The 26,581-nt window shown below is 37.9% G+C and carries 24 protein-coding genes; 8 read left to right on the forward strand and 16 right to left on the reverse strand.

What is annotated here, in order from left to right:
* Positions 1-16 precede the first annotated feature (16 nt).
* The 9 genes from IPZ59_RS15985 to IPZ59_RS16025 form a co-directional block, all read right to left on the reverse strand.
* A complete protein-coding gene (locus IPZ59_RS15985) occupies positions 17-2,485 on the reverse strand; it encodes a PIG-L family deacetylase (RefSeq protein WP_236137050.1) in 2,469 nt (822 codons plus the stop codon).
* Positions 2,486-2,968: 483 nt separating this feature from the next.
* Positions 2,969-4,165 (reverse strand): acyloxyacyl hydrolase, encoded by a 1,197-nt coding sequence (locus IPZ59_RS15990; protein WP_236137051.1) that lies wholly within the window; start codon positions 4,163-4,165, stop codon positions 2,969-2,971.
* Between the two features lie 174 nt (positions 4,166-4,339).
* Positions 4,340-5,551: a tetratricopeptide repeat protein gene (locus IPZ59_RS15995; protein WP_236137052.1), complete on the reverse strand. Its 1,212-nt coding sequence runs from the start codon at positions 5,549-5,551 to the stop codon at positions 4,340-4,342.
* 44 nt (positions 5,552-5,595) lie between these two features.
* The gene (gene gyrA, locus IPZ59_RS16000; protein WP_236137053.1) at positions 5,596-8,097 is read right to left on the reverse strand and encodes a DNA gyrase subunit A; all 2,502 of its coding nucleotides are present in this window, start codon (positions 8,095-8,097) and stop codon (positions 5,596-5,598) included.
* Positions 8,098-8,191: 94 nt separating this feature from the next.
* On the reverse strand, positions 8,192-9,187 hold the full coding sequence (locus tag IPZ59_RS16005; RefSeq protein WP_236137054.1) for a hypothetical protein: 996 nt from the start codon (positions 9,185-9,187) through the stop codon (positions 8,192-8,194).
* 96 nt (positions 9,188-9,283) lie between these two features.
* Complete coding sequence (locus IPZ59_RS16010) at positions 9,284-9,775, reverse strand: hypothetical protein (protein WP_236137055.1); 492 nt, start codon at positions 9,773-9,775, stop codon at positions 9,284-9,286.
* Positions 9,776-10,043: 268 nt separating this feature from the next.
* The gene (gene rpe, locus IPZ59_RS16015; protein WP_236137056.1) at positions 10,044-10,694 is read right to left on the reverse strand and encodes a ribulose-phosphate 3-epimerase; all 651 of its coding nucleotides are present in this window, start codon (positions 10,692-10,694) and stop codon (positions 10,044-10,046) included.
* A gap of 44 nt (positions 10,695-10,738) precedes the next feature.
* The gene (locus IPZ59_RS16020) at positions 10,739-12,388 is read right to left on the reverse strand and encodes a S8 family serine peptidase (RefSeq protein WP_236137057.1); all 1,650 of its coding nucleotides are present in this window, start codon (positions 12,386-12,388) and stop codon (positions 10,739-10,741) included.
* The gene (locus tag IPZ59_RS16025) at positions 12,375-13,052 is read right to left on the reverse strand and encodes a hypothetical protein (protein ID WP_236137058.1); all 678 of its coding nucleotides are present in this window, start codon (positions 13,050-13,052) and stop codon (positions 12,375-12,377) included. Before IPZ59_RS16025 ends, IPZ59_RS16020 begins: the two co-directional genes overlap by 14 nt.
* Before the next feature lie 89 nt (positions 13,053-13,141).
* On the opposite strand from IPZ59_RS16025, the gene trpF reads away from it, so the two are divergent.
* From trpF to IPZ59_RS16040, 3 genes are read left to right on the forward strand one after another with little or no spacing between them, the layout of a single operon-like run.
* The gene (gene trpF, locus IPZ59_RS16030) at positions 13,142-13,768 is read left to right on the forward strand and encodes a phosphoribosylanthranilate isomerase (RefSeq protein WP_236137059.1); all 627 of its coding nucleotides are present in this window, start codon (positions 13,142-13,144) and stop codon (positions 13,766-13,768) included.
* Positions 13,769-13,776: 8 nt separating this feature from the next.
* Positions 13,777-14,679 (forward strand): oxygen-dependent coproporphyrinogen oxidase, encoded by a 903-nt coding sequence (gene hemF, locus IPZ59_RS16035; protein WP_236137060.1) that lies wholly within the window; start codon positions 13,777-13,779, stop codon positions 14,677-14,679.
* Positions 14,680-14,682: 3 nt separating this feature from the next.
* Positions 14,683-15,258, forward strand: a complete 576-nt coding sequence (locus IPZ59_RS16040) for a phosphatase PAP2 family protein (protein ID WP_236137061.1) — start codon at positions 14,683-14,685, stop codon at positions 15,256-15,258.
* Here IPZ59_RS16040 and IPZ59_RS16045 read toward each other — a convergent pair whose 3' ends face one another.
* Positions 15,259-15,852 (reverse strand): riboflavin synthase, encoded by a 594-nt coding sequence (locus IPZ59_RS16045; RefSeq protein ID WP_236137062.1) that lies wholly within the window; start codon positions 15,850-15,852, stop codon positions 15,259-15,261.
* A gap of 125 nt (positions 15,853-15,977) precedes the next feature.
* On the opposite strand from IPZ59_RS16045, the gene IPZ59_RS16050 reads away from it, so the two are divergent.
* The 5 genes from IPZ59_RS16050 to IPZ59_RS16070 all read left to right on the forward strand — a co-directional run bounded on the left by IPZ59_RS16050 (position 15,978) and on the right by IPZ59_RS16070 (position 19,361).
* Positions 15,978-16,631, forward strand: coding sequence for a protein-L-isoaspartate(D-aspartate) O-methyltransferase (locus IPZ59_RS16050; RefSeq protein WP_236137063.1), 654 nt, complete (start codon positions 15,978-15,980; stop codon positions 16,629-16,631).
* A gap of 84 nt (positions 16,632-16,715) precedes the next feature.
* Entirely contained in the window at positions 16,716-17,246 is a 531-nt protein-coding gene (locus IPZ59_RS16055; RefSeq protein WP_236137064.1) for an acyl-CoA thioesterase, read from the forward strand.
* Between the two features lie 178 nt (positions 17,247-17,424).
* Positions 17,425-17,982, forward strand: coding sequence for a hypothetical protein (locus IPZ59_RS16060; RefSeq protein ID WP_236137065.1), 558 nt, complete (start codon positions 17,425-17,427; stop codon positions 17,980-17,982).
* Between the two features lie 4 nt (positions 17,983-17,986).
* Complete coding sequence (locus tag IPZ59_RS16065; RefSeq protein WP_236137066.1) at positions 17,987-18,283, forward strand: DUF3817 domain-containing protein; 297 nt, start codon at positions 17,987-17,989, stop codon at positions 18,281-18,283.
* A 55-nt stretch (positions 18,284-18,338) separates the two neighbouring features.
* Positions 18,339-19,361, forward strand: coding sequence for a hypothetical protein (locus tag IPZ59_RS16070; RefSeq protein WP_236137067.1), 1,023 nt, complete (start codon positions 18,339-18,341; stop codon positions 19,359-19,361).
* Positions 19,362-19,393: 32 nt separating this feature from the next.
* Here the strand turns inward: IPZ59_RS16070 and IPZ59_RS16075 are convergent, their stop codons facing one another.
* From IPZ59_RS16075 to gatB, 6 genes are all read right to left on the reverse strand, one after another.
* Complete coding sequence (locus IPZ59_RS16075) at positions 19,394-21,850, reverse strand: leucine-rich repeat domain-containing protein (protein WP_236137068.1); 2,457 nt, start codon at positions 21,848-21,850, stop codon at positions 19,394-19,396.
* Positions 21,837-22,676 (reverse strand): hypothetical protein, encoded by an 840-nt coding sequence (locus IPZ59_RS16080; protein ID WP_236137069.1) that lies wholly within the window; start codon positions 22,674-22,676, stop codon positions 21,837-21,839. The genes IPZ59_RS16075 and IPZ59_RS16080 overlap by 14 nt, the downstream gene beginning before the upstream one ends.
* Positions 22,673-23,251 carry a hypothetical protein gene (locus tag IPZ59_RS16085; RefSeq protein ID WP_236137070.1) on the reverse strand — a complete coding sequence of 193 codons (579 nt, stop codon included), beginning with the start codon at positions 23,249-23,251 and terminating at the stop codon, positions 22,673-22,675. The genes IPZ59_RS16080 and IPZ59_RS16085 overlap by 4 nt, the downstream gene beginning before the upstream one ends.
* Before the next feature lie 25 nt (positions 23,252-23,276).
* Positions 23,277-23,750: a nucleoid-structuring protein H-NS gene (locus IPZ59_RS16090; protein WP_236137071.1), complete on the reverse strand. Its 474-nt coding sequence runs from the start codon at positions 23,748-23,750 to the stop codon at positions 23,277-23,279.
* Between the two features lie 236 nt (positions 23,751-23,986).
* Complete coding sequence (locus tag IPZ59_RS16095; RefSeq protein ID WP_236137072.1) at positions 23,987-25,102, reverse strand: peroxiredoxin family protein; 1,116 nt, start codon at positions 25,100-25,102, stop codon at positions 23,987-23,989.
* Between the two features lie 3 nt (positions 25,103-25,105).
* Positions 25,106-26,566: an Asp-tRNA(Asn)/Glu-tRNA(Gln) amidotransferase subunit GatB gene (gene gatB, locus IPZ59_RS16100; RefSeq protein WP_236137073.1), complete on the reverse strand. Its 1,461-nt coding sequence runs from the start codon at positions 26,564-26,566 to the stop codon at positions 25,106-25,108.
* Positions 26,567-26,581: the final 15 nt, after the last annotated feature.

The raw sequence follows: 26,581 nt of genomic DNA on the forward strand, positions 1-26,581 counted from the left end.
GTTTCTCCAATTGATCTTATTTTCCATTCCCTTGTTCAATCAGGTTTACAAAAATTTTGATGGCACCTGGAACACCAGCAGGAAGTTGTCTAAACCAAGAAATTCCTGAATACGTGTAGGTACCTTTTCCAAAAGTAGTAAATAATAGGGATCCCTGCGTTGGATTTTCTCCAGGATCGTTCATAGTAAATGGCGTTTGATAATTTGCGTCCCAATTACTGGCAAAATATAAGCCACGCTCTTGTACCCAGCCTTCAAAATCTGAAGCTGTTACTTTGTTAGGATAGGCCATTAAGCGATGGTTGTACGCTACCTGGACAGGGCTACCTTCAACAGTTACTCGATCCCGAGATATAGAAAATGGATAAGGGCCTAATTCTCTAGTCAACAAAGGTGAAGAAGTGTTGTATTGTACGATGACATTACCACCTTCTTTGACATATTCCATCAATTGATCTACATTATTTGCTAAAGATTGGTTTACGTTGAAAGCACGAATGCCTATGATAACAGTTTTAAATTCAGCAAATCGGCGTTGATTCAATTCCGCATCATCCAATATAGTTAAGTCATACCCCAAGCTTCTTAAAATCTCAGGAACATCATCCCCTGCCCCTTGAATATAGGCAACTTTGCCGCCGCTGATTTTCAAATCCATTTTTACCAAATTGATTTTGGTATCCGTAAAATATGTCAAATTAGGAATATGCTTGTAGATAATCCGCTTAGTATCCTGTGCAAAAGATTGTCCATTCGGAAGCACATAGCGGACTCCCACCTGCTTAGTCAACTGATCTGAATCAAGAAATGTAACGGAGTAAACCATTCGCTTTCTACGTTCATCAGTACTCAACAACTCAACTTTATATTGACTACTCTCCAAGCCATCTACCTGAAGCGAGCCATTTTGTTTCAATTCATTCCGGAAGGAAACTTCCACCCGTAGATCTTTGCGGGCACCCGGAATTAAAAATACATTATTTTTATCCAAACTTACATTGACCTCAGGTACAAGTGTGAAAGGTTGCTGAATTTCTCCATCTACTTGATCGTTGTACTTATATCTCAAAGGGATAGTAACATGCATGATTTGCCCATCCACTTCAACTAAGGCTGTACCAGCAATGCTTGGTTCATTGATCGGAGGGCCAATAAGGGAGGGATCTTGAATATCAAAAAGACTGTTTTCTATGCCATTCGCTAGCCAAAAAGGCTGAGATACTGGGTAATCTACTGGAACCCTAAAGCTAAGGGGATAAACTACTACCTGATTATTGACAGCGATTTGATTGAATGATTGGTTAAATAGCTGTCCTTGAAAAGATTGAATTCGCAAAGGAAGTCCGCTTGGATTATTGAAAACAAATTCTGTAGAAAGCTCCTCTCCCGGATAGCCAATTTCTTTTTTGATAATAAACTCAGCCTTGACTCCCAAGGTCTGCAAAATCATGCGATCTAAATGCTCCTTTTTTTCAGCCACCCAGACATCATTGCTTTGTATAGGATTCAATAGCCTACGGATTTCCAATAATTGCTGCACATGTTGCGTTGGTTGGATAAATTGAAAGGAAGCAAGTAGTTGATCGATTTTGGTTTCTATTTCTTTGCCATTGACTATTTCAAGCCAGCGATTTGGGATTCCATCAAAAGGAGAACTGGTAAATGGCTCCCCTTTAACAAGTTCAATGAAATCATTCCCTTTCCCTATTTGAGAGGTTGAACCAAATCCCTGTGATTTGTGCATGGTACGGCTATCGGCCGCTATTTGAGAGTAAGTTTCGCCCAACAAAGGATTGAAATCTCCAACCGTACTGAATGTATGATATTGTTTATCCTCCTTAGGCTCATATTGACCACCCCATGAATACGCATTCCAGAAAATTCTACGGACTTTCCATGGCTTGATAGTCTTGAGTTGTTCAGGAAATACATCCGCTCTATCACTAATTTCAAAAGCTTCAGATGATAAAATCGCAGAAGTTGTATGGTGCCCATGGGTAGTTCCAGGAATGGTATTGAAACGATTAATGATGATATCCGGTTGAAATTTCCGAATGATCCATACCACATCAGATAACAGTTTTTCTTTATCCCAATTCATCAAGGTTTCATCAGGATTTTTTGAAAAACCAAAATCCAAAGCTCTGGAAAAAAGCTGTCTACCGCCATCCCGTTCTCTTGCTTTCATTAATTCATGGGTTCGAATATAGCCCAATTCGATTCCCAACTCTTTCCCAATCAAATTTTGCCCTCCATCTCCTCTTGTCAATGATAAGTAAGCTACTTGCGCATGTTCCGCATTTGCTAAATACCCGATCAAGCGTGTATTTTCATCGTCTGGATGTGCTGCAACGTAAAGGATCCTTTTGGTTTCTTTAAATTTCAGCAAATCATGATACAATGCGGAAGAAGGAAGGTTTTGTGCTTGTGTAAAGCTTATCAGGGATAAAACAAAAACAATTACTAGTTGGCTAAATTTCTTCATAAGGACAGAATTTCCGAAAAGCTAAAAGGAAAGTTTGGATGAACAAATACTTTTTTTGTGAAAGGGTAAATGAAATGTAATGTTGCAAGGAATAAACGCTGTATGGCAAAGGAAGTTTGTAGTTTGCAAAGAGTAATTTCAATATTCAAGAAAGGAATTAGCGATGGAGGAATATTTAAAGGTTTAGAGCAAAATAAGCTTCACCATTATAATTGATAGCAGCCTACCGCAATATATTTTGCAGAATAATTAAATAATATGATTATCCGCAATTACACCAGAGTAAAAATAATATACAGCGAATTGCGGATAATCGACCACTGTCAACGGTCTACTGTCAACAGATACATTGGAAAGCTAATGCAATGTGATCAATTGTGTAGCTACTGAAATAAATGCGGACAATCAGTTTAAATAATAAGGTTTTAAAAAAACCATGCTATTAAAAAAAACAAAAAAATAAGACTTCGCGCTATACTTCAATTAATACCTATTGCGATCATTAAAAATAGAATAAGCGACCGTCCACTCGAAAAAATCAGCTTTGAGAGCGTGAGCCTTGATAGAAAGCCCAGCTGAAATTCCATTAGTTAATCTATACCGAATTCCTACGCGGGAATAATACCAGGTTACTTCTTCATTGTGGGTATTGCGGTGAAGATAAGCTCCTATGCCTATTGGCACATATAACTGAGGCGTCAATACCCACTCCCAAATACCAATAACTCCTACAGATGCTCTGTCAGAAAAGGAAACAGGGGAACGGTTCAAACGACTCGCAGCAGCTCCAGAATAAAACATATCTGCCCCTACTCCAAACCTAAATTTGTAATCCCTTTGCCAAACCCGTTGAATTCCTACAGCAAGTTTAGGGTACTGTCCTTCTCCTGTGGTATAATTTTTTCCTCCTGCACTTACTAGAAAATTCCATTGAGGAACATCCTCAAATATTGGGATAGGTTTTTTATACGTAGCAATATGGTAACGTTCATTTAAAACACTTCGCAGACCAATCGTGAAAGGAATGAAATTCAATCCTGTATTTGGCTTTCTTAAAGAACCATTAGAAAAGTGCTTTAAGCCGATCGAAGCATCTAAAAAAAGCCCTGCATTGATACGATAGGAACTCGTAAAGCCAAAATGGCTATAGATGTTTTCATAAGAGCCTATAAACTGATTCAGTGGATTTTCCTCTTCGTCAAAAGGCCTAAAATTGAATCCAATTCCAACCGAAGTAAAGTAGCTAAAACTAAGTTGCTCATTAAAGTACCTTTTCTTAAAAGGAATATCCACAAAGGCATAAAGTGCATGAGGCTGACCCAAAAACTCACTTTTAAATGTAGCACTGTAAAAACCTACACCGAAGGTAGGATTTCTATACAAATGATTGTACAGGGTTGGTTCTGTTCTCTTAAAACCCAATCGAACATCAACTGCTTTGTATTCAAACGAGTTTCTCAACTCTCTTCCCCAATCTGTATTCGCATGAACCAAAGGACCTCTTTCAACTAACACTGAAAAGTCTTTTCTATACTTGGGTAGTGCTTTATCCAATGAATCTATCTTCAAAAATGTATTCATATAGGATTTACTGGCAGAAGAGTTTGACCACTCTGCAGTATCTAAAACTCTGATGTCAAACTCTAAAACTCCAAATAAAAAACCAACGATTAGCAACATAATTAGTATTCGTTCATTTCCCTATACGGAAAATTGAAGTATTAGATGAGTAAACAGGGTATCCTGATATAAAAAAACCTGACTTATAAAAGTCAGGTTTTTTATATATCGAATTAATGAGGTATGAAAGTTATGATTAATTTATATCAAGCCTAAACCTTCATTCATTAATTTTTATCTTTCCATCCAACCTTCACCTAGAATAGAGATCAACTTTTGATTGTATTTCTCTGCCTCTGCATTGTTTTTCAAACGAGTATGAATTTGAAAAAGAATTTCTAGTATTTCTGTATTTTCAGGTCTCAATTCAGCTGCTTTGGTAAAGTAAGGGACTGCATCGCCATAAAGACCTTCAGCTTCTTTAGTCATTGAATCTGCTCTTTTTTCCCATTCTGCATCTGATAAGTTATTTACCTCAGCTAAAATGGCGCGGGCTCTATCCAAATAGATTGCTCCGGTGTAGTAGTTTCCTTCAAAGAAATCTGGATCAGCTTTTACTGCTTTTACATATTGCTCTAAAGCACCTTCCAAATCACCTGACTGCTCTAGTAAGTAACCATATCTCAATAACAAACCAGCATTTTCAGGATCGTCTTTCAGGGCATTTTGAACAGACAAAAATGCTTCATCCATCTTATTCATTTGAAGTAACAATTGAACTTCAAATTCCGAAAGCGTTTTATCTTCAGGGAAATCTTTCTTGGCCATCGTTACATATTTGTAAGCTGCCTCAGGATCCTTCTCTTCTCCAGATGCAATTTGGATTAAGAAATAGTATGTATTCAATTTATCGTATTCAGGCACTTCCAATAATCTATAGAAATGTTTCTTAGCCGCTTCAATATTTCCCATTTCTGTGTAAGCCAAATAGCCAGCATTAAAATTTGCTGTTGTATCTGCTGGATCAATATCAGAAACTAAATTGAAGAATTCGTAAGACATGGTGTAATCTTCATCCTCATATGCTTGGATAGCTTTATCAAAAGAAGCCAATCTCAAAGAAACCATTGAATAAGGTCTCAAATTATCAGGCATTCCTGGGATTTCTTCTTTCCAGACATCTTTTCCTACTTTACTATTCTTATCTCCGTCTACCATTTCCATGGTTTTGGTAAAGGAATTGAAAGCATTTCTACCGATGGCAACCGTAGAAGCAGCAAAATCATCATCTTGTGAGAACAATTTAGTCTCAATTTGACCTTTCAGCAGCATATTTGCTGGATCATCTTTAGTCTCTGGGTCAGATAAGGCCGCACTGATCTCTTCTAAGGCCACTTCAAGATTGCCTTTCTTGAAGTTAGAGCTAGCCGATCTTACAACTTTTTTCTGGGCAAAGGCAGCCGTAGCAAAAACCACAAGTGCCAATGATAAGATTAACTTTTTCATCTGTTTTCTAATTTGCTAAATTGTTTGGTTCTGATTAAGTTCTATTATTCTGTTGGTTTATCAACTTCTGTGGGTTCTCCATCCGCTGATTCTACTTCTTCTTCTTTTCGTATTTTTTCTACGGATGAAATTTCATCACCTTCACTTAGTTTAATGAGACGCACACCTTGAGTAGCTCTACCCATCACCCGTAATTCTGAAACTGGGGTTCGGATCGTGATACCTGACTTGTTGATAATCATCAAATCATCCGAGTCTACAACTTCTTTGATGGCTACTAAGTGGCCTGTCTTTTCAGTTACATTCATGGCTCGTACACCTTTCCCACCTCTGTTGGTAATTCTATATTCTTCTAAAGGAGATCGTTTACCATACCCTTTCTCGGAAACTACCAAAAGGTTAGCATCTTCTCTAGAGGCACATACCATGCCAATTACTTCGTCATTAACATCTGTTAACGTGATCGCTTTGACCCCTGTGGCTGTCCTTCCCATTGGCCTAACTGTAGACTCGTGGAAATGAATAGCTCTACCGGATTTCGCAGCAATGATAATATGAGAATTACCGTCAGTCATATCTACTGCCAATAACTGATCGTCCTCTCTAATATTCAAGGCTATAATACCGTTAGTCCGAGGTCTTGAATATTGTTCAAGTGTAGTTTTCTTAATAATTCCTTTTTTGGTAACCATAACCAAGAAATTATTATTGATATAATCCTCATCACCCAAATCTGTTACTTGAATAATGGAACGTATCCTATCATCCGACTCAATGTTAATCAGATTTTGAATTGGCCTACCCTTGGAAGTTTTGGATCCCTCCGGGATTGCATAGGTTTTCAACCAGAATAATTTTCCATGATCAGTGAAAATCAACAAATAGTTATGGGTAGAAGCTGTAAACAAATACTCTGTCCAATCATCTTCTTTAGTAGTTGCTCCCCTACTTCCAACTCCCCCTCTTCCTTGGGATCTGTATTCGTTGAGTAATGTTCTTTTTACATATCCCTGATGTGAAACAGTAATGACTACTTCCTCATTAGGAATCATATCCTCATAACTGAAATCTTCGGCATTATGCTCAATTACTGTACGACGGGAATCATTGTAACGTGTCTTTATTTCTGTCAATTCATCTTTGATGATTTGCATCCGCTTTTCTTCGCTTTCCAAGATGAACTGCAACTCTTCAATTAGAGCCATAATTTCTTTGTACTCCTCTTGAATTTTGTCGCGCTCCATGCCTGTCAATCGCTGCAATCGCATATCCAAAATCGCACGAGACTGGATTTCACTCAAGCCAAAGCGTTCCATCAAACCATTTCTTGCAGTTTCAGGATCTCTTGAACTACGAATCAATGAAATTACCTCATCTAGGTTATCCAACGCAATGAGATAACCTTCTAATATATGGGCTCTTTTCTGGGCTTCTTGTAATTCATATTCAGTCCTTCTGACTACTACTTCATGTCTATGATTGACATAATGTACAATCATATCCTTTAGGTTTAAGGTCTGTGGACGACCTTTTACTAAGGCAACATTATTAACTGAGAATGATGTTTGTAACTGTGTTTGTTTGTATAGATTATTCAATACAACATTAGCTACAGCATCTCTCTTTAATTCATAAACCACCCGCATTCCTTGCCTATCCGATTCATCCCGGATCGCTGAAATGCCGTCAATCTTTTTCTCAGTAATGAGTTGAGCTGTTTTCTCAACCATACTGGATTTATTAACCTGATAAGGTATCTCAGTGATAATAATGGATTCTCTCCCATTATCTTTTGTTTCTATATCAGCTTTTCCTCTGATGATAATTCTCCCCCTACCCGTTTCAAAAGCAGCTTTCACTCCATTGTAACCATAAATTATAGCTCCCGTCGGGAAATCAGGGGCAATGATAAACTCCATCAATTCGCTGATGGTAATATCTCTATTATCGATGTATGCAATGATCCCATCTACTACCTCTCCCAAATTGTGTGGAGCCATATTGGTAGCCATACCTACGGCAATACCAGAGGCTCCATTCAAAAGAAGGGCTGGGATTTTGGCAGGTAATACAACAGGTTCCTTTAAGGAATCATCAAAATTCAATTGGAAGTCTACCGTGTCTTTGTTGATATCTGTAAGCAACTCCTCAGCTATACGCTTGAGTCTTGCCTCCGTATAACGCATCGCCGCTGGATTATCTCCATCAATGGAACCAAAGTTACCTTGACCATCTACCAAAGGGTAGCGCAGGGACCAAGGTTGAGCCATACGAACCATCGTTTCATAGACTGCTGAATCTCCATGCGGGTGATACTTACCCAATACCTCCCCTACAATTCTTGCAGATTTTTTGTAAGGTTTGTTATGCAAGACACCTAATTCTTGCATTCCGAATAAAATCCTTCTATGTACAGGCTTTAATCCATCCCTGACATCCGGAAGTGCTCTGGAAACAATAACCGACATTGAATAATCAATGTAAGCTCCACGCATTTCGTCTTCGATATTAATAGGTATGATATTCTCGTTCTCTCCTCGAGCCATAAATTGTTGTTATCTCAATAAGCTTGCAAGTTAATAAAAAAGATGATGCTTTAAAAAGATTATTTACCGAAGGAAAAGGCAAATCCACCCCTATTTAGTACCATTGGCCAACCTTCCTGTTTTGCAACTGAAAGATAGAACTCCCTCTGTATTCTACACCGTCATGTAAGTGTCTCATTACTACCCCACATCCTGGCTTTTTGCATCGTTTCGTACCTGGTAAACTAACAGATAACCCTATTTGTATGGGGTACAACACCTGATTAAGATTTTGAAACTCGGTTGGGTTTTCTCCTTGAAAAATGAAATTTCTTGATTCATATCCTGCTTTTACAAATAGTCTTGCATATTCTGAAAAGTCCCTTTCTACACGAAAAGAAACATTGTAGAATGGATCAGAATTTGCATTAACTTGAGGTGAAATATTATTCCGAATGATGATATTCCCAAACTGTCCTTCGACCATAAATCTCCAAGGATAATTTTGCCTAATTCTTTGGTTTTTTTGAGACTGCATATAAAAGTTTTGAGAAGCATATTTCCTGTATTTCCAGTTTAAAAATTTTGCCCGCTTTCTGGCATCATATAAAACCAACCCTACTGTACCAAAAACTTTATCAAACGTATACTGGGAATGATCCAATACCAACTCAAAAGGATTCGCTTGTAAATTGTCCATTCGTCCTATTTCTCTTCCATAACCACCTCCAAGCGTGATCGTATTAAATAGATTAATGTTTGCAGCAATATGCATTGGAATAGCCGACTGTACGCTTCTAAAAGATAACGTATCGTTGGCCGTCACTGACCTTGGGAAGTCGAGATCTTGAGTTTGAACAATCGGATACTGAGACGAATTCTCTGAATTAAAGAGCATACTATTTTGATGGTAAGCTGCACCGGCACCGAATTCCACCGAAATAAGAGATACCAATGAACGTGTCACATTTCCTATCTTGTTATCACTTTTTCTACCTTTTTCTCGAGCTCTATTATCTAAACCAAAAATATCATCTTGGGCAACTACATGATTGCTTACCCATAGGAAAACCATTGTCAAGTATATCGCAATTTTTATCATTTTATTCATAACGTGCTAAAGTAACTATTTGTATGAGTATACAAACAAAAAAGGCCTTCAAAATGAAGACCTTTAATCAAACAAACCAAATAAAAGGGGGGATTGTTACTGAGTATCAGCATCAGATGTTGCCTGTAATTTCAACTCAGCAATCATAGAATCTATCTGTGACTTCACAGAAGGATCAGTCATGGCTCTTTTTACTTTATTGTATGTAGCAGCACCCAAGACTTCCGGATCTTTGATCAATTCAATCATATATTCTTTCACTTCTTCCCCGATGGAATCGATGTAACTTTGGATCTCGGCATAGGCTGCTTTTTCTTCATCAGTCACAGAAATCTCTGCCATTTTTTCTTCATTACCCCAAGCACTTTTGATTTCATTGTAACGAGCACCACCACCTAAAACTTCATCCTCTCGAATCATTTCTACAAGTTTTTCTTGCTTTTGTTGCGTAAACGCAGACACCAAAACTTCCATCGTGGCATACTTTTTCATCTCTTCCTCGGTCACTTCATCCGAATCATCTTGTGCTACAACCTGGAAGCTCATCAAGCCTGCCAGTAGAAACGCGAAAACAAATAATTTCTTCATTACAATAATTGGTTTAATACGAAAATTTGAATTAATCCTGAATTAAACCTAAAAACAGCTTTTTTCCAAAAAATTGGAGAAAATACAGAACTTAAAAAATGTTAAATGGTAAATATTTTGGACCAAAGGGGGAAAAGAATCTGTTCAAGAACTGTAAGCTTTTAGTCCATCTACTACGACTTTTTTATACTTACAATTCTTGAAAGTCTTCCCAAGAAAAATGATTCTTCAACAAGGATGTTTTTGCAAAAAGCCTTTTTGTTAGTCGTTAAAGGCTCTTTAATTGCTTAATTGTTTCAATGGGATTTGAAGAGTTGAAGACGAAACTGCCGGCAACTAGTACGTCCGCACCTGCTGCCATCAATAGAGGCGCATTTTCTAAATTCACTCCACCATCAATTTCAATGACCGTAGGAGCGTTCTTACGATTGATCAACTCTTTTAATCTTCTAACTTTATCGTACGTATTTTCTATAAATTTTTGTCCGCCAAAACCTGGATTGACTGACATCACACATACCAAATCAATGTCTTGAATCACTTCTTCCAATGCACTGATTGGTGTATGCGGATTGATGGCTACTCCTGCCTTACAGCCTAAAGCTTTGATTGCTTGCAGACTCCTGTGCAAATGCACACAAGCTTCTACATGGACCGAAATTACTGCGGCTCCTGCGTTGGCAAAAGCTTCCAAGTAATTATCGGGATTGACAATCATCAAATGGACATCTAAAGGCTTTTTAGCATGCTTGGAAATGGCTTGAGTGACGGGAATACCAAAAGAAATATTAGGAACAAAAACACCGTCCATGATATCCACGTGAATATAATCACAGGCAGAGGCATTTAACATTTCTATTTCAGACTGTAAATTAGCAAAGTCTGAGGCTAATACGGAGGGTGCTATTTGAACAGGCATGTTGGGAATTTTCTTGCAAAAGAAATAAAATTTGGTCAACAGGCCTATTTTTTAATGAATTTTGTCCTGTAGATTGCTGAACCGGATTGAATTTGGAGCATATACAAGCCTGTTTGCTGTATTGAAACAGGAATCGCAAAGGGCTCCCTCAGGCCTTGGCGAGTGATAGCCCCAGTCCATACTTTTCTGCCTTGCATATCAAATATTTGCACGCGCGCATTCACATGCTGATCAAAGGCTACAAATAGAATATCCCCTTTCAAAGGATTAGGATAGACTTTGCGCTGAATCAATTCTCTATCCACACTCAAAATTTCTCCTAAAAAGGCTTTTCGAAATTCTGGAATACCATAGCCAAACTCATTGTCAGGATTTTCTGATTGAGAAGCACTTTGGCGCAGATAGTGGATAAGTTCATCTTTTGTAAGCTGAGGCTTTGCTTGCCATAAACCCGCAGCGAGTGCAGCCACTTGAGGGGAAGAAAAAGAGGTCCCACTTCCTCGTCCAATCTGACCATTGGGACGCATCAACCAAACATCACTCCCTAAAGTAGTTAAATCCGGCTTGATACGACCATCAGCAGTAGGGCCTTGAGAACTAAATCCTGACCTTATAAAATTACTTGTAACTGCACCTATAGCCAAAATTCCCGTGGCATCCGAAGGCATGGTAATTGAACTAGCCCCTCTCCCACCATAATTCCCAGCAGAGGTCACTACTAATATTCCTTTATTTCCTGCGATAGTCGCTCCTTTTGTAATCACTGAGGTATTTCCGTCCAAGTCAGCAATGGTGTAATCCATGCTTGGATCATCAAAATCCCAATAACCCAAAGAGCTATTGATAATATCTACACCCAAACTATCAGCATATTCTGCTGCCTTGACCCAATTGTACTCTTCAATCCGGTATTCAGTAGGCACATCTTCTGTAATACAAAGGATATAATTCGCTTCTGGCGCTCCAGCTACTAATACATCTGGATCATTTGAGGCAATAAGGGAAAGCACATTCGACCCGTGCTGATTTTTAACAAAAACATTGGTGTTCCATGGTTCCACAAAATCCTTGGTTCCTATGATCTGATTATTGGTTGATAAATGAAGAAGACTTGGTATAGTATTCACTCCAGGAAAACCTGCATCAAAAACAGCGATGGTGATTCCTTTTCCTTTGAAACCCTCTTCATGCATGGCGGGAATACCAAGCAGCTCGTTTTGAAATGTATACACAGGCCCATTCATAGTCCGTGTCGACTGATTAGATTCAATAGCTAATTGATTAAACTTACGATGAGCTGTTTCAGGTTGAAAAGCTGCAGGAGCTGAAAATCCGGGAGCTACAAAAACAACTTTTTCAACAAAATCTAATTGGGAAATTTCAGCGATGGCTTCAGGTTCAGCTACCAAAACTGAAGCATTCAACCAGTTAGAATGGAATAAAAAACGAATAACCTTATCTTCGATGTACGTTATGTATTTTTCAGAAACTGGTAAATCTAGGCTATCCAAATTGATTTGCTGCCTTTCTCTTCGCTCAATAGAGGGATTGGTAAGAAAGGCTTGCGGATTAGTCAATGAAAAATCTGTTTGTGCTTTATATTTGTAATGAACAGCATACCTGTTTTGGGCTTGAACAGTAGCCATGCTGACCCAACATAACAAACACACCAAGAAAATTCTAAATTCTGCCATAGTCCACTAAAATCATATGTGATTTTCTTCCTCCATTGATCAACTGTTCACCTAAGCAGTCGTTTCTTGAACAATAAGTGAAAACTTCAGAGTATTGTTCGACCAACCCAATTCCCTGGGCAAAAACCTCATAACGCTTATCTCTGAATGTAATCAGATCATCTTCATCTTCTTGTTCTACCAAAATTGCCCGAGGATACATGATACCGCCCGATTGAACCAAACCTGCCCTGACAATTGTGAAAAAATCACGTTCGGCTGCATTAAAAACATTGGCATCCCATTGCACTGATTCCCTTGGAGGAAATACCAATGGAATCGTATTTTGGTTATCAATGAAACGAATGAGCGCATTTCTACGAACAAACATGGCGTAGTTACCAACAGTAGTCCAAGCAATTCGATTGATAGATTCTTCTCTTTTGATCACATATACCAATTCATTCTGAGCATTGACATACGTGTAATCTATGATATCTCTTACAAAGTAAAAACGCTCTTCCTGATCATTTTCACCGAATACGCGTATTTCTTCCACTTCATATAACCAAAATCTACCAACGCTTAATGGTTGGTAATCTTTACCTATATCAATCACGGGATTTTCTGTCTCACAAGAAAACAGTGCGATCAACATAATCCAAATCAAAAATTTCTTTTGCATAAAAGCCATCGGAGTACTACGCCTTAAAAATACATTTTTCGGATGAAATCATGTACCTTAGCGGTCATAAATTAAAAAATACGAGAAAAATGGCGCTTAAAACCTTTGTAAAAATCTCCAATGTCAACAACCTCACCGATGCTCGCTATTGTGCTGGTATGTACGTCAACTGGATGGGATTTTGTCTTGAAGAAACAAACGAGAACTATCTTTCCCCCGAAAAGTATAAAGAAATTACAGCTTGGTTATCAGGAGTCTCTTTTGTAGCTGAATTTGAGCATTCTCATCCAGAAAACATTCTGAAAGCAATCCAGTCTTATGAGGGAATTGACGCAATAGAGATATCTGAGGACATCCATATCCCCATGCTGCTCAATACAGGAAAGGCGCTGATTTATAAAACATTGATCAATTCCCCTGAAGATATTTCCAGCCTTATTTCAAAGGCTGAAGGATACAGAGAAAACCAAGTGACACTTTTACTGGAATCAAGTCAAGAATTGTTAGACGAAAAAATGATTCCATTGCTTGCCACGCTTTCTCAGCAAACGCAAGTTCTCTTGGGGTTTGGTTTAGAGGCAAGTACTCTTGAAACCATTTTGGAACAAACCGGCGTATATGGTGTAGCTCTAAAAGGAGGTACAGAAATTAGCCCTGGTCTCAAAGATTTTGATGAATTAGCTGAAATTTTGGAAATATTAGAAGTAGAAGATTAAGATTATCAATGAAATTAGATAAGCAAACAATTGCCCAAGACTTTAAAATTCTCCAAGATCATATCTGTCAGGAATTGGAATTAGAAGATGGGCAAGGTAAATTCAAGGAAGACAAGTGGACAAGACCTGAGGGAGGTGGTGGTCGAACCCGAATTTTCGAAAACGGAAAGATTATCGCAAAAGGAGGAGTTGCCTTTTCAGCCGTAGAGGGCCCTACTCCAGATAAAATCTTGCAAAAATTACAATTGGAACAAGCAGAGTTTTTTGCCACAGGAGTATCCATTGTTATTCACCCTGACAGCCCTATGGTTCCGATCATCCACATGAATATTCGCTACTTCGAAATGAGTTCAGGTGTACGTTGGTTTGGCGGCGGTATAGACCTTACGCCACATTACATCGATCCAAAAGATGCCAAATATTTTCATGAGCAAGTAAAAGAAACCTGCGACCGATTCAATGCGTCCTATTACCCTAAATTCAAAAAATGGGCCGATGATTACTTTTATTTGAAGCATAGACAGGAAACTCGAGGAGTTGGAGGAATTTTCTTCGACCGTTTGGTCAGTGATGATGAAAATGAAATGCAACAAATTTTTGAATTCGTAAAAGCTGTAGGGTATGTATTCCCAAAGATTTATCGGTATTTCATGTCAAAAAACTCGGTCATTCCTTATGGTAGTCGAGAAAAACAATGGCAAGCCCTGAGAAGAGGGCGCTATGTAGAATTCAACTTGGTATGGGATGCAGGTACTAAATTTGGTTTAGACACCAATGGACGCACAGAAAGTATCCTGATGAGTATGCCTCCAGTAGCAAACTGGGAGTATATGCATCAGCCTGAAATTGGGAGTGAAGAAGCCTTTACATTGGAACATTTGAAAAAAGATATTGATTGGCTTATTTATTAAAAGATGCTTGAATTTCTAAAATCGCTGGATGAGTCATTGCTATTTTTTTTTAATGGCCTCCATCATCCTATCCTTGATCCTGTCATGTATACTGCTACTCAAACTTGGCCTTGGGTACCCATGTATGCTTTTTTACTATTTTTAATTTGGAAGACACATGGGCTACAAGGCTGGTGGACTTTGATAGGGATATTTTTGGCTATTCTATTTGCTGATCAATTCACATCTGCCTTTATGAAACCCTTTTTTGGCAGGTTGAGGCCTTGTCAAAATCAAGATTTTGCTGAGCTATTGCATACTTACAAAACCTGTGGTGGAAAATTTGGTTTTGCTTCTTCGCATGCTGCCAACAGTTTTGCAATTGCAACCTTGATGTGGCAACTCATCGGTAAAAAATACCCCCATGTCAAATGGCTTTTTCTTTGGGCTGCATTTTTCTCGTATACACGTGTCTACCTAGGTGTACATTATCCTGGAGATATAATCGTAGGAGCGATCGTAGGTTCGATATGTGGATATCTAGCCTACTTGATCAGCTTCACACTGCACAAATTCGCAAGGAAAATTACCAGCAACTAATTATTGCTGGTACCCTCTGATGATACGTTGTATATATTTTCCTACAATATCAAACTCCAAATTGACCTCATCCCCTACCCGTAGTTGATGAAAATTGGTATGTTCATAGGTATATGGGATAATCGCCACTCTGAATGAACCATTTTGGGAGTTGAAACAGGTAAGACTGGTCCCATTAATAGTGATAGAACCTTTTTCAACGGTGACATTACCTGTGGATGGATCAAAGGAGAAATCAAAAAGCCAAGAACCGTCTTGCTCTTGAATGCTTCTAACCGTTCCAATTTGGTCTACATGTCCTTGTACAATATGCCCATCAAATCTGCCATTGGCAGGCATGCAGCGTTCTACATTTACCTTTTTACCAGGAGACCATGACTTCAGATTAGTCTTTTGCAACGTTTCATCGATTGCAGTCACACGATAGGTATCGCCTTCGATCGCAACCACCGTCAGACAGACACCATTATGTGCAACTGACTGATCTATTTTTAACTCATTAGTAATGGGTGAACTTATATCAAAGTGAATATTGGTACCTTCTATGGTTTTACCTGTTACCGTGCCGAGTGTTTCTATAATTCCTGTAAACATTTATCTATCGTAAGCTTTTGAATTTCAAAAGAACGCTTTTTCAAGCTTAATTTCTTTTCAAAATAAGTGAATAATTCCTTTAACTTCGCAAGGTCGATTCATGTTTTGAAGAATTAATCAATCAAATGATTAAACTAGAAGATACCTATAAACACAAAGGACAACGCAAAGCGCTTGTAAAATTATTACAAGAGAAAGGCATTCGATCTGAAGCCGTACTTGAAGCAATCCATGCACTACCCCGGCATTTCTTTTTTGACTCTGCCCTGCACTCGCATGCCTATGAAGATAAGGCCTTTCCTATCGGAGAAGGACAGACAATTTCACAGCCGTATACAGTTGCTTTCCAGACAGAATTATTACAGATCAAACCTGGAGACAAAGTACTGGAAATAGGTACTGGTTCAGGATATCAGGGGAGTATTTTACATTTGTTAGGAGCTGTAGTTCACACCATTGAATATCAACCGAAGCTCTACGAACGCACCAAGAGATTTTTAGGCAAATTAGGTATCCCGTTAAACTTTTATTTGGGTGATGGGAGTCAGGGCATTCCTCAACAAGCTCCATTCGATAAAATAATTGTCACCGCGGGTGCACCTGTTGTACCCACATCATTACTCAATCAGTTAAAAATCGGTGGTATTTTGGTAATTCCAGTAGGTGATCGCAAAACCCAAAAAATGATGAAATTAACTAAAATGAGTGCTACTAAAATCAGTAAAGAGGAATACGATAACTTTGCTTTTGTTCCTTTACTAGGAAAAGAGGGTTGGTAAAAACAAAATTTTATACTGTTAACTCAAACTTAAAAATCCTTTTTTGAGTTAAAATTTTGTACATTTGAAAAAAAATTAATTTTTATGGCAAAGAAAAAAGCAGCGTCTCTATCTCAAGTCATCATGACTGAAATGGTGCTACCAAACGACACCAACACCTTAAACAACCTCATGGGTGGAAAACTCATGCATTGGATGGACATTGTGGCCGCCATAGCTGCACAAAAACATTCCAATAGGATCGTTGTGACTGCTTCTGCAGATAGTATATCATTCAAGCATCCTATTGCCTTAGGTAATGTAGTCACCTTAAAGGCCTTCGTTACAAGAGCATTCAATTCATCTATGGAGGTATTCATAGAAGTTTTTGCCGAAGATATCCCAGCTAACAAAAAAATTACAACTCACCGTGCATTTTTCACCTTTGTAGCGGTAGATCAAAATGGTCGCCCTATAGAAGTCCCTGAGGTGGAACCCCATACACCGGATGAAATTGAATTGTTTGAGGGTGCATTGAGAAGACGTCAGCTGCGTCTAATTCTTTCCAAGAAAATGGATCCCAATGATGCATCAGAGTTAAAAGCGATATTCGATTTAAATGATCCAAAAAAATAATTCAACTGACTGTCTGTCCATTTAACTAACAGAATATATGATAAGATAGACACTTAATGGACAATCTTATGATCTACTCTGCGATTACCTCCTAAACTAATGAAATGTTTTTTGGACAGACAGCCTCTTTACTTTTTTAAGCTTTGGAAAGCATCTTATTTTTGCAGAATTTAGCCTCATGGAACAAATGAATCTGCATCACCTTAGTTTGTTTATCATGGACGATGTATACCTCATCCCTGGAGAGGAGGCAAACGCTACGATTTACAAAACATCTGCGCAGCCACTTCCTCAAGAAAATTCAATATCTCGCGAAGAAATAGAAGAAAATCTGAAGGATTTGGATAATGTGAAGGAACTACATTACGAGGGTAATTTTGAAAAAGGGGTACTAGTCATTATCGATGAGGTTGAATTTAAGAGCGAACTTAAGGAATTACTGTTTAAGATTTTAGGAGCTGTAAATTGTGCTCTCAAAGATATAGCACTTGTCAACGCGAGCGAATTAGAAGGTACAAGTATCGACTCTATCCAAAGGATAAACCCATCCAAAATCATCCTCTTTGGAAAAGTTGCGCATGACATCATGCACTACCGCGAAGATTTATACAAAATATCTGTTGAGGACAGCATAGAGTTTCTTTTTGCAGATCAATTAAGTGCTATTAACAGCAACGTAACGATGAAAAAGTCGTTATGGAATCAATTACAAATCCTTTTTGGAATTCAAAAATAAAAAAATGACTGAATCAGCAATTGTATGGCTAAAGCGTTTTAAATGGATCAGTATTATTGAGGGATTATCTTTCCTTCTGCTATTATTCATTGCTATGCCTCTCAAATATATGATGGATATGCCCCTTGCAGTGACTTATGTAGGATGGGCACATGGGGTACTATTTGTAGTATATATCTACGTGGTATTTCCTACGGCCTTTAAAGCAAAATGGGACTTCAAAAAAACATTTCTTGCCCTCGTAGCTTCTATTTTACCATTTGGACCATTTGTATTTGACAAATACATTCTAAACAATTGAGCAAAAACTTGCTCTTTTTTATGGTTGAAATTATCCTCTCAACATCTATGAGCGCATGGCACTGATCAGCAAAAAGAAATTAATTTATCCCATCAGCCAACGGCTAAGAGCCTTCCTTGTAAAGTATGGGCGTGAAGTTGACTTCCCGATTCATTATGGAGACTTGCTCCGATACACGGGATCAATTCCACTTTATGATTTCAAAGGTAATGACACATTGTGGGAAACAGTTTTCTTTGCAGAATCTGATAGGGAAGAAATTCATTACCATGTCAAAAAAATCTATGCTATTTTAAGATCGGAAGGTGACATGTCAGTCATGGACCATTTGTACATAGATCGGATTGATTTGTGTGTTTATGGAAATACACAACCCTTTCGGGTGCGCGTTGTGAACCGAATCAACGACAACTTTGATTATTTTTATATCAAGAATGCAGATGCATCAAGAGTTTATGGACTTGAATTAGAGCATTTGTTATCACCCAATAGAATCAGCTATTTGGTTCATCAAAATACCTTAATTGAGGAGCATATTGCTGGGATTCCAGGAGAACAATTCATGAGGCAACACATCAATGATCCTAACCTCAACCCTATCAGACTAGCTAAAGAATTTGTAAAATTTAATGAGCGGTGTTTTGTTCGCTTATTGGGAGATATGCATTCTTCTAACTTTGTGATTGATGTAACTCCTGATTTTGAGGAAACGCATTACAGAATCCGGGCTATTGACTTTGATCAGCAATCTTACGAAGGGAAAAAGTCCATTTATTTGCCTCAGTATTTTAAAGAAAATAATGCATTGATTCAATTAGGTATCAAACACATCACCCCCGAATCCATGCGCCAATATCAACGGGAAGAGCGGGCCCTAATTGCTACCAGACTCAAAAGCTCACCACAGGAGATCGAAGACATACTTTCAACAATGGAACTTGATACCGTTTCGATTCCGGAAAATATTCAAAGTCTTAAAAAAGAACTTGCAAAACATTATAAAAATCCACAGTTCTTAGCCTGTAAAAATATGGGACAGATTGTCCGAGAAAGCTTAGAGCAAGTATTACACCGATAAATGCAATACTTGTCCAAAGCTTCCTTAATGCATTAATAAAACTTGATCTCGCAGGTAGGATTCAATTTTCTAAAAGAATCAATAGCCCTAACGCTTATTCTGGTATTGAAAGCAGATAAACGTTTTAGATTGGCTAATCCTTGAATTGGTCTCAACGAACGAACATTCGTGCTTGCAATATTTAACTCTTCTAACTTTTGCATGGTTTCCAACCCCCGCAAAGACTTAATATTAGTGCCCGAAATATTTAGATAAGTTAAATTTTGAAGTTTTGCAAGGGGTCTTAAATCTGTGATTCCTGTATTTGATAAATCTAAACTTTTCAAATCTACTAAAAGACCCAATACCTCTAAATCGGTAATCGGAGCTTGCGATATTTTCAATTCCTCAAGTAATTTCAACTGACTTACTGCTTCAATATCTCTGAAATACACATCAAAAATTGACAATTTCCTAAGATTATTAAAGATTATCAATGGTTCAAGATTTTCAATGGAAACTTTTTCTATTGAAAATGAAGGTGTGGAAGTCCAGCTATGCAAGAGTTCTGAGTGTGGCTGAAAGGTGTTATCTCCAAAATGTTTTTGAATTACACTCTTCCAATCACTTTCCATCGATTCCCACCAAGCTTCTAAAACCGCCGTACGGTAGATAATAGCTACAGATTCGTTTTTAACCAAAAACTCTGATACTTGATCTTCATCAAATGTTGCTCCATCAATATTTAGGTATTCCAACTGTACCATATTGACCAGAGAAAGTATTTCCTGTATTGGAGAACGAGCAAAATCTATCCTTCTCAATCCATTCAAATTAGCCAGTGCACGTAAGGACCTTACATTCGTTTCCTTTCCTACCACACACTGTAACATTCGCATTTCTGACAGTGGGGTAATATCCGCAACGGAAGTTTGACTAAAATCCAGGTAATTTAACTTCCTAAACTTAAGAACCGGCGCAAGATTGGTAATCGCACTACCTGAAACTATTAAGCTATCAATCCCGACGGTGGCGGTTAAATCTTCAATAGTTGGATTGGCCTTTTGCAGATTAGGATTGTTTTTTTCAAGCACTTCACGCCAAGCTACCGACAAACCATCGTACCAAGTCTGTAGATTTTCCACATGATGAACCAATAAAACCCTTCTATTTGCGCGTGCAAACTCATCAGCACTTTCTTCTGAAATCCTTGTCAAATCAGCATACACCCTTCGAAGACTTAATTTATTTTGAAGTGGCGACAATTCAGCAATTTCTGTCTGATTAAAATTGACCATTGCCAAGTTTTGCATTGTTTTGAGAGGCTCCAAACTAGAAATATTCGTCTCGGAAACATTCAATTCGACCAAGCTAGACAAGTTTTCCAATAAATCGAAGTTGATGACAAAATTCTTACTTATGTCTAAATGGATCAATTCAGATAGTTCTGCAATATTTTCCATGTTATTAAATCCACTTTCACGCACATTCAACACTCGTAATGCTCCGAAGGAATTTAACACATCAAAACTTATAATAGGTGTATTTACGGCCTTGAGGGTATGCAATTGTTTCAAATTACCCAACTCACTTATATCGGTAATTTGGGTATTGGAAATATCTAGGAAAGCTAATCTATCTGAATATTTGATAAATTGAATATCATTAGTAGGTGTATTGGCAATATTTAAATAGCTTAGAAATGTTACATTACTGATAGGGCTCAAGTCTTGAATCTTTGTATTGCTGATATCAATGTATTTGAGATCCCTGAGAGCCTCTAAAGGCTCTAAATCAACAACAAAAAGATTACCTGTCAAATCAACCGAGTCAATAGCTGAAATCTTGTATAAATGATCGATTGTTACAGAATCCATTTCCTGTAAACCAACCTTATTTCTAAAATAATTTTCCCAAGTATAAGAAAGATTTGACCACCAAGTTTGCAACTCTTGATCCCTACTTAGTTTAGTCGTGTAGATACTTGCGATTTTGAGCTCATTGGATTTTTTGTCTACATTGATCTCTAAAAATCGTGGCTTGGTATTGGTAATTTTTTCTTTATTAAGTCCAGTTGCGGTGAGCGTTCTATCCATAGAGACAAGGAAAGATAGCTCCTCATTATCTCTTAGAAAAGGCTTCACCTCACGAATTTTAAACTTAAAATTTGCATCCTTGAAAAAAAATTCAATATCCTTCAAGTAGGCGGTAATGTCTTTGTTGGTAATTACCTTTCTATCATTTAATAAATCGTCTTCAACTTGTACTTTCCCATCTCTAAAAATCTTGGTATAGCTTTCACGAATGATCACATCTTTATCACGGGCAGGAGTATCCTTGCTTCCGACCGTATTAAGGAAATATTCCAAGAATCGGATTTGATCCTCTACTTGACTAGATAAATCCTTAAGTTCTTGTTTGCTATATCCCTTGATGTCTTGCGCTGCAGAAATCTGGATAATCAACAAGAAAAGACTGAAAAACGCCGTATAAAACTTATTTTTGATCATAAATGTAGCGTAAGATGGTCTCTTTATCGCCAGGATTTAATTTCACAAGATTACTAATCAGCCAACCTGTGTTAAACCCTGGTCTATTAAATTGATTTAATTCAAAGTACCAGTTATTGATTTGAAAGAAATGAAATTTGACATCTCTTATGTTATCAAATTTAATATTCCCTCTTTTCATTTCATAGAGAAACAGGGTAAGGTAATCAGGCTGAAAATCACTTGTAGTAAATGATTCCGGTAAATTAGATTCCTGAAAAGCCTTACGTAGGTTCATAAAACCAAGCTCATGACTTAAGGGATGTAAGAAACTTTTGCTGCTCCCCTCAGGCTTTTTGAAAATATCTTTGAAGGGACCAAAGGATACTTTATCAATGACCCACTCATAACCAAGACCTTCTGGTTGTAATTTCAAGAACAAGGTAGCTTTTTCAATTTTACCACGGTAACTGAATAGTGCTTCAACTTCGGCAAACCATCCTTCTCTGTGGAAATTTATATATTGAGGGAGTGTTTCAGAAAGCACTTCACTCATAAATGTTGTTTTCAATTGAGAGGAAATACCTGAAGTCTCATTATCAAAAAGAATTGATATGAATTTCCCCCTTAATGTTCGATCTCTATACAGCTCATCTTCAGGATAGTATCGTTTGAGACCATCAACACTTTCTTCTGCATTAAATCTTCTAAAAAATTGATTAACTTGTTTGGTGGAAGCTGCAAACCTCCCATCATCCTTGATGGCACCAGGACCGGAAAAGCCCTGTCCTGACGCCAATTCAATAGATGATACTAATATTAAGATTACTGCTACTAATTTTCTCATGCGGAGGTTTCGGTCACTCGAATGTCACCCAACATTACATCCCAGAACTCAATAGTTCTACCTGCAATCTGAGTTGATTTTTTCTCTACGTAGATGGTAATATCTTTTTTGGTAGTGTCTCTGTAGTTCAAACCACTTTCAATAGAAGTACCTTCAAATCTTTGATAAACTGTGATTACACCAACAAACCTGCCATCCGGCTGTCTTTCCAAGTCAGAAATGTAATGGATATCGTACCAAGAAATATTTACACGGTCATAGTTCAAAGCCATCAGACGCTCAAAGTATCTTCTTACTTTGTAGTATGCAATTTCTTTTCTATTCAAAGAGGAAACACCCATTTCAGCACCAGGAGCGAACAACTCTTCAGCTCTATCCATTACACGGTTAGCCTCAGAGAACTGGGTTTCTTTACTTCCGATGATACTGATATATTTACTTAAATCTTTTACCTTTTCAAGTGCAAGAGAATCGATTGCCTGCTTTCTAGCAGGGCTGATGTTGTCGGATTGAGCAACGGAAACAGATACCGCTGCTAAGAATACCAACAAAAATAGTGAGATGTATTTTTTCATTGTATAAGTGTTTTTTCTTTAGAGATTATTTCTTGCGACGTAATTCAAGCTCAGTTACTCTACCTGCATTATCCAAACGGATATCACTGATAAAATTCAAGTTTTTCTTCGTGTCTTTTAAATAGTGAAGGTACTTTTCAATTGAAGTTGGTTCATCGTAGTCTTTGATGCCACTCTCTTCATGAATTACAATCAAAACAGGAGTCTCTTTGTTCGAAAACAAATTCATTGCCTCACCTATAGTTCTGTTTGCAGCATCGACATTGGACGAATTAGCAATGCTGTTAAAGTAGTTTTCCAACTTACCTACTGCGACTTCTTCGGCAGAAGGTTGAGCTGGTGCTGGGGCTGGCGGTGGTGGTGGTGCTTGTTCAGCTACAGGAGCTGGCTCAGGAGCCACAACCTTCTTTTTACTTTTACATGCTCCCATAGAAAGCAACACGATCAAAGCAAGAAATGCGATCTTGCTTACGGGTGAAAGAATGGTTCTTTTTTTCATTAGTAGGTTTGGATTAATTTATTTTTACGTTTCAAATATCATTCCATTATGGCTATTTTAAACTTATTTTTAAGAGATTTTAAGTTATTATAGCAAAGGATTGTGATATAAGCCTGCAAATCTAAATGAAATTTTCTAGATTTTTTACAAGCGGTTTCTCACATCGATAAGATTATTTTTTTACAACAAAAAAGCCATCTCAAAAGAAGATGGCTTTCAATGTTTTTTTTAGAAAATTAACCGAAAATCTCTTTCAATTTATTTTCTAAACTATTTCCTCTCAGATCTTTAGCAACAATTGTACCATCAGGCCCAATTAAGTAGGTGGCTGGTATAGCATTGATCTGATAGGTGGCAGCAGCAGCAGAATTAAAATATTTTAAATCAGAAACATGCGTCCAGGTCAACTGATCATCTTCTATCGCCTTCACCCAAGCTTCTTTGGTGCGGTCTAGTGATACCCCAAATACCTCAAAGCCCTGTGAATTGTATTGATTAAATAAGCGTACTACATTTGGATTTTCTTCTCTGCAAGGCCTGCACCACGCAGCCCAAAAATCGATAAGTACATACTTCCCTCTTAAATCTGATAGCTTTACAAGTTCACCTTCCGGATTTGGTAGTTCAATTTCTGGTGCCATTTGACCGATAGCTAAGGAACGCATATCATCTAATTGTGCCAAAACATTCTGAATCATCTGCACATTGGGATATTTTTTATCTAAAGACTGAATCAATTCATCCACAAATTGAAAATCATTCCGAATATTGATCATGCCCAATGCAGCCATGGCAGCAAAACTATTATCCATAGAAGCTATCAATTCTTTTACTTTTTGCGATTGATTGGATTCCATGGAGATCGCAATGTCTTGGATATCTTTGATTTTATCAGTATCACGATTATTCATGGCTTCCATGTATGCCGTATTCAGCTGATTGATTTGCTCTTGATATTCTTCCGTCAAGCGCTCAATAGCCAACATATGCTGAGAATCCTCGGAACCATCAAGCACTAGTGAATTGGCGTCATTGAAATCATATATGATTTTTACATCCTGATCATACAATGCTAAACGAACAGATTTCTTACCCATCAAATCGACTTCATAAAAACCTGGTTCTGTCAATGCAAGTGTGTAAGAAAATTTCCCATCACCACTAACTTCGATTGTAGTAACCAATTCAGCATTATCATCTATAAATTTTGATATCTTGACCTGACCTGCGTCTGCATTTTGTAAGCTAGCTTTAATTTCTACTTGGCCATCAAATGAGCGCTCACTTGAGGAAGAGCAACCAAAAGAAATCACAAAAACAAGGGAAAAGAATAGTTTACTTAGCTGTTTCATATCTTAATTGTCTAGTAATTCTGTAAGTAATTTGGTAGCAACTTTAGGGTCTGCTTTGCCTTGTGATTGCTTCATAACTTGTCCCATAAACATCCCCATTAAACCTTTCTTACCAGACTTATATTCTGCTACTTTCAAGGCATTTTCGTTAAGAACACGCTCTACTATTGGTTTTAAGGAAGCTTCATCTGATTCTTGGATAAGATTCAACTCCTGAGCTATTTCCAAAGGTGACTTAGTCGAATCTGCCAGTAGCACCGGGTAAATTTTTTGAGATGCTACGGAAAAATTCAATTTTCCTTCATCAATGATTTGAATCAAAGAGGCCAATGCCTCTGGTTTAATTGGGAATTGCTCTATATGAAGTGTTAATTCATTTAAATAAGACTTCACAGGTCCCATCATCCAATTGGAAGCAGCCTTGTAGTTAGATGTCAGTGCACAAAGCTTTTCAAAATACAATGCTATCTCCTTAGAATCGGTCAATACCCCTGCATCGTAGTCAGGTAAGCCATATTCTTGTGTGAACTTTCTGAATAATTCTCTTGGTAAGGACGGCATGGAAACCTTTACCGAATCCAGCCATTCTTCAGAAATAATCACAGGGCTCAAATCTGGCTCAGGAAAATATCGATAATCATTGAGATCTTCCTTCGTTCGCATGCTTGCCGTAGTTCCGGTAGTAGCATCAAATGTTCTTGTTTCTGAAATGATAATTTCTCCGGCCTCTACTTGCAAAATTTGTCGCTCAAATTCATGCTCAATGGCTCTTGCTACATTTCGGAAAGAGTTCATATTTTTCACTTCCACCTTCTTCCCATATTCAGTCGCTCCCTTCAGCATAACAGAAATATTGGCGTCGCAACGAAGCGAACCTTCTTCCATATTCCCGTCACATACATCTAAGTATTTGACCAGTTTTTTGATCTCTACTAGATAATTATAAGCCTCCTCTGAGCTTCTGATATCGGGTTCTGATACAATCTCAATCAGAGGAACACCTGCTCGGTTAAAATCCACTAAGGTATCCACCTCTTCCGCTAAGTGCATGGATTTCCCAGCATCTTCTTCCATGTGGATACGGTTTAATCGAATCGTCTTTTCTTCACCGTTTGCTAATACCACAGGAACAAAGCCACCAACGCATATAGGGCCCTTATCTTGGGTAATTTGATAGCCTTTAGGTAAATCAGGGTAGAAATAGTTTTTTCTAGAAAAAATATTATATCGAGTAATCTCTGAGTTACAAGCCAAGCCCATTTTGATCGCAAATTCTACTGCTTTGCGGTTGACCTTTGGCAAGGTGCCCGGATGACCGAGTGTAATGGGAGAAATCTGCGTATTCGGGAGATTTCCAAATTCAGTGCTGTCTGAGGCATACATCTTGCTTTTAGTAAGCAACTGCGCATGCACTTCAAGACCAACTACAAGCGTATATTTATCTTTAATTTCCTGTGAAATCATTCTGCTAAAATTTTA

The sequence above is a fragment of the Mongoliitalea daihaiensis genome, assembly GCF_021596945.1.
Lineage (GTDB): Bacteria > Bacteroidota > Bacteroidia > Cytophagales > Cyclobacteriaceae > Mongoliitalea > Mongoliitalea daihaiensis.

What these genes read in the sequence shown, in the direction of transcription:
- IPZ59_RS15985 (WP_236137050.1), bottom strand. Translation starts at nt 2,485, where the DNA reads ATGAAGAAATTTAGCCAACTAGTAATTGTTTTTGTTTTATCCCTGATA.
- IPZ59_RS15990 (WP_236137051.1), bottom strand. Translation starts at nt 4,165, where the DNA reads ATGTTGCTAATCGTTGGTTTTTTATTTGGAGTTTTAGAGTTTGACATC.
- IPZ59_RS15995 (WP_236137052.1), bottom strand. Translation starts at nt 5,551, where the DNA reads ATGAAAAAGTTAATCTTATCATTGGCACTTGTGGTTTTTGCTACGGCT.
- gyrA (WP_236137053.1), bottom strand. Translation starts at nt 8,097, where the DNA reads ATGGCTCGAGGAGAGAACGAGAATATCATACCTATTAATATCGAAGAC.
- IPZ59_RS16005 (WP_236137054.1), bottom strand. Translation starts at nt 9,187, where the DNA reads ATGAATAAAATGATAAAAATTGCGATATACTTGACAATGGTTTTCCTA.
- IPZ59_RS16010 (WP_236137055.1), bottom strand. Translation starts at nt 9,775, where the DNA reads ATGAAGAAATTATTTGTTTTCGCGTTTCTACTGGCAGGCTTGATGAGC.
- rpe (WP_236137056.1), bottom strand. Translation starts at nt 10,694, where the DNA reads ATGCCTGTTCAAATAGCACCCTCCGTATTAGCCTCAGACTTTGCTAAT.
- IPZ59_RS16020 (WP_236137057.1), bottom strand. Translation starts at nt 12,388, where the DNA reads ATGGCAGAATTTAGAATTTTCTTGGTGTGTTTGTTATGTTGGGTCAGC.
- IPZ59_RS16025 (WP_236137058.1), bottom strand. Translation starts at nt 13,052, where the DNA reads ATGCAAAAGAAATTTTTGATTTGGATTATGTTGATCGCACTGTTTTCT.
- trpF (WP_236137059.1), top strand. Translation starts at nt 13,142, where the DNA reads ATGGCGCTTAAAACCTTTGTAAAAATCTCCAATGTCAACAACCTCACC.
- hemF (WP_236137060.1), top strand. Translation starts at nt 13,777, where the DNA reads ATGAAATTAGATAAGCAAACAATTGCCCAAGACTTTAAAATTCTCCAA.
- IPZ59_RS16040 (WP_236137061.1), top strand. Translation starts at nt 14,683, where the DNA reads ATGCTTGAATTTCTAAAATCGCTGGATGAGTCATTGCTATTTTTTTTT.
- IPZ59_RS16045 (WP_236137062.1), bottom strand. Translation starts at nt 15,852, where the DNA reads ATGTTTACAGGAATTATAGAAACACTCGGCACGGTAACAGGTAAAACC.
- IPZ59_RS16050 (WP_236137063.1), top strand. Translation starts at nt 15,978, where the DNA reads ATGATTAAACTAGAAGATACCTATAAACACAAAGGACAACGCAAAGCG.
- IPZ59_RS16055 (WP_236137064.1), top strand. Translation starts at nt 16,716, where the DNA reads ATGGCAAAGAAAAAAGCAGCGTCTCTATCTCAAGTCATCATGACTGAA.
- IPZ59_RS16060 (WP_236137065.1), top strand. Translation starts at nt 17,425, where the DNA reads ATGGAACAAATGAATCTGCATCACCTTAGTTTGTTTATCATGGACGAT.
- IPZ59_RS16065 (WP_236137066.1), top strand. Translation starts at nt 17,987, where the DNA reads ATGACTGAATCAGCAATTGTATGGCTAAAGCGTTTTAAATGGATCAGT.
- IPZ59_RS16070 (WP_236137067.1), top strand. Translation starts at nt 18,339, where the DNA reads ATGGCACTGATCAGCAAAAAGAAATTAATTTATCCCATCAGCCAACGG.
- IPZ59_RS16075 (WP_236137068.1), bottom strand. Translation starts at nt 21,850, where the DNA reads ATGATCAAAAATAAGTTTTATACGGCGTTTTTCAGTCTTTTCTTGTTG.
- IPZ59_RS16080 (WP_236137069.1), bottom strand. Translation starts at nt 22,676, where the DNA reads ATGAGAAAATTAGTAGCAGTAATCTTAATATTAGTATCATCTATTGAA.
- IPZ59_RS16085 (WP_236137070.1), bottom strand. Translation starts at nt 23,251, where the DNA reads ATGAAAAAATACATCTCACTATTTTTGTTGGTATTCTTAGCAGCGGTA.
- IPZ59_RS16090 (WP_236137071.1), bottom strand. Translation starts at nt 23,750, where the DNA reads ATGAAAAAAAGAACCATTCTTTCACCCGTAAGCAAGATCGCATTTCTT.
- IPZ59_RS16095 (WP_236137072.1), bottom strand. Translation starts at nt 25,102, where the DNA reads ATGAAACAGCTAAGTAAACTATTCTTTTCCCTTGTTTTTGTGATTTCT.
- gatB (WP_236137073.1), bottom strand. Translation starts at nt 26,566, where the DNA reads ATGATTTCACAGGAAATTAAAGATAAATATACGCTTGTAGTTGGTCTT.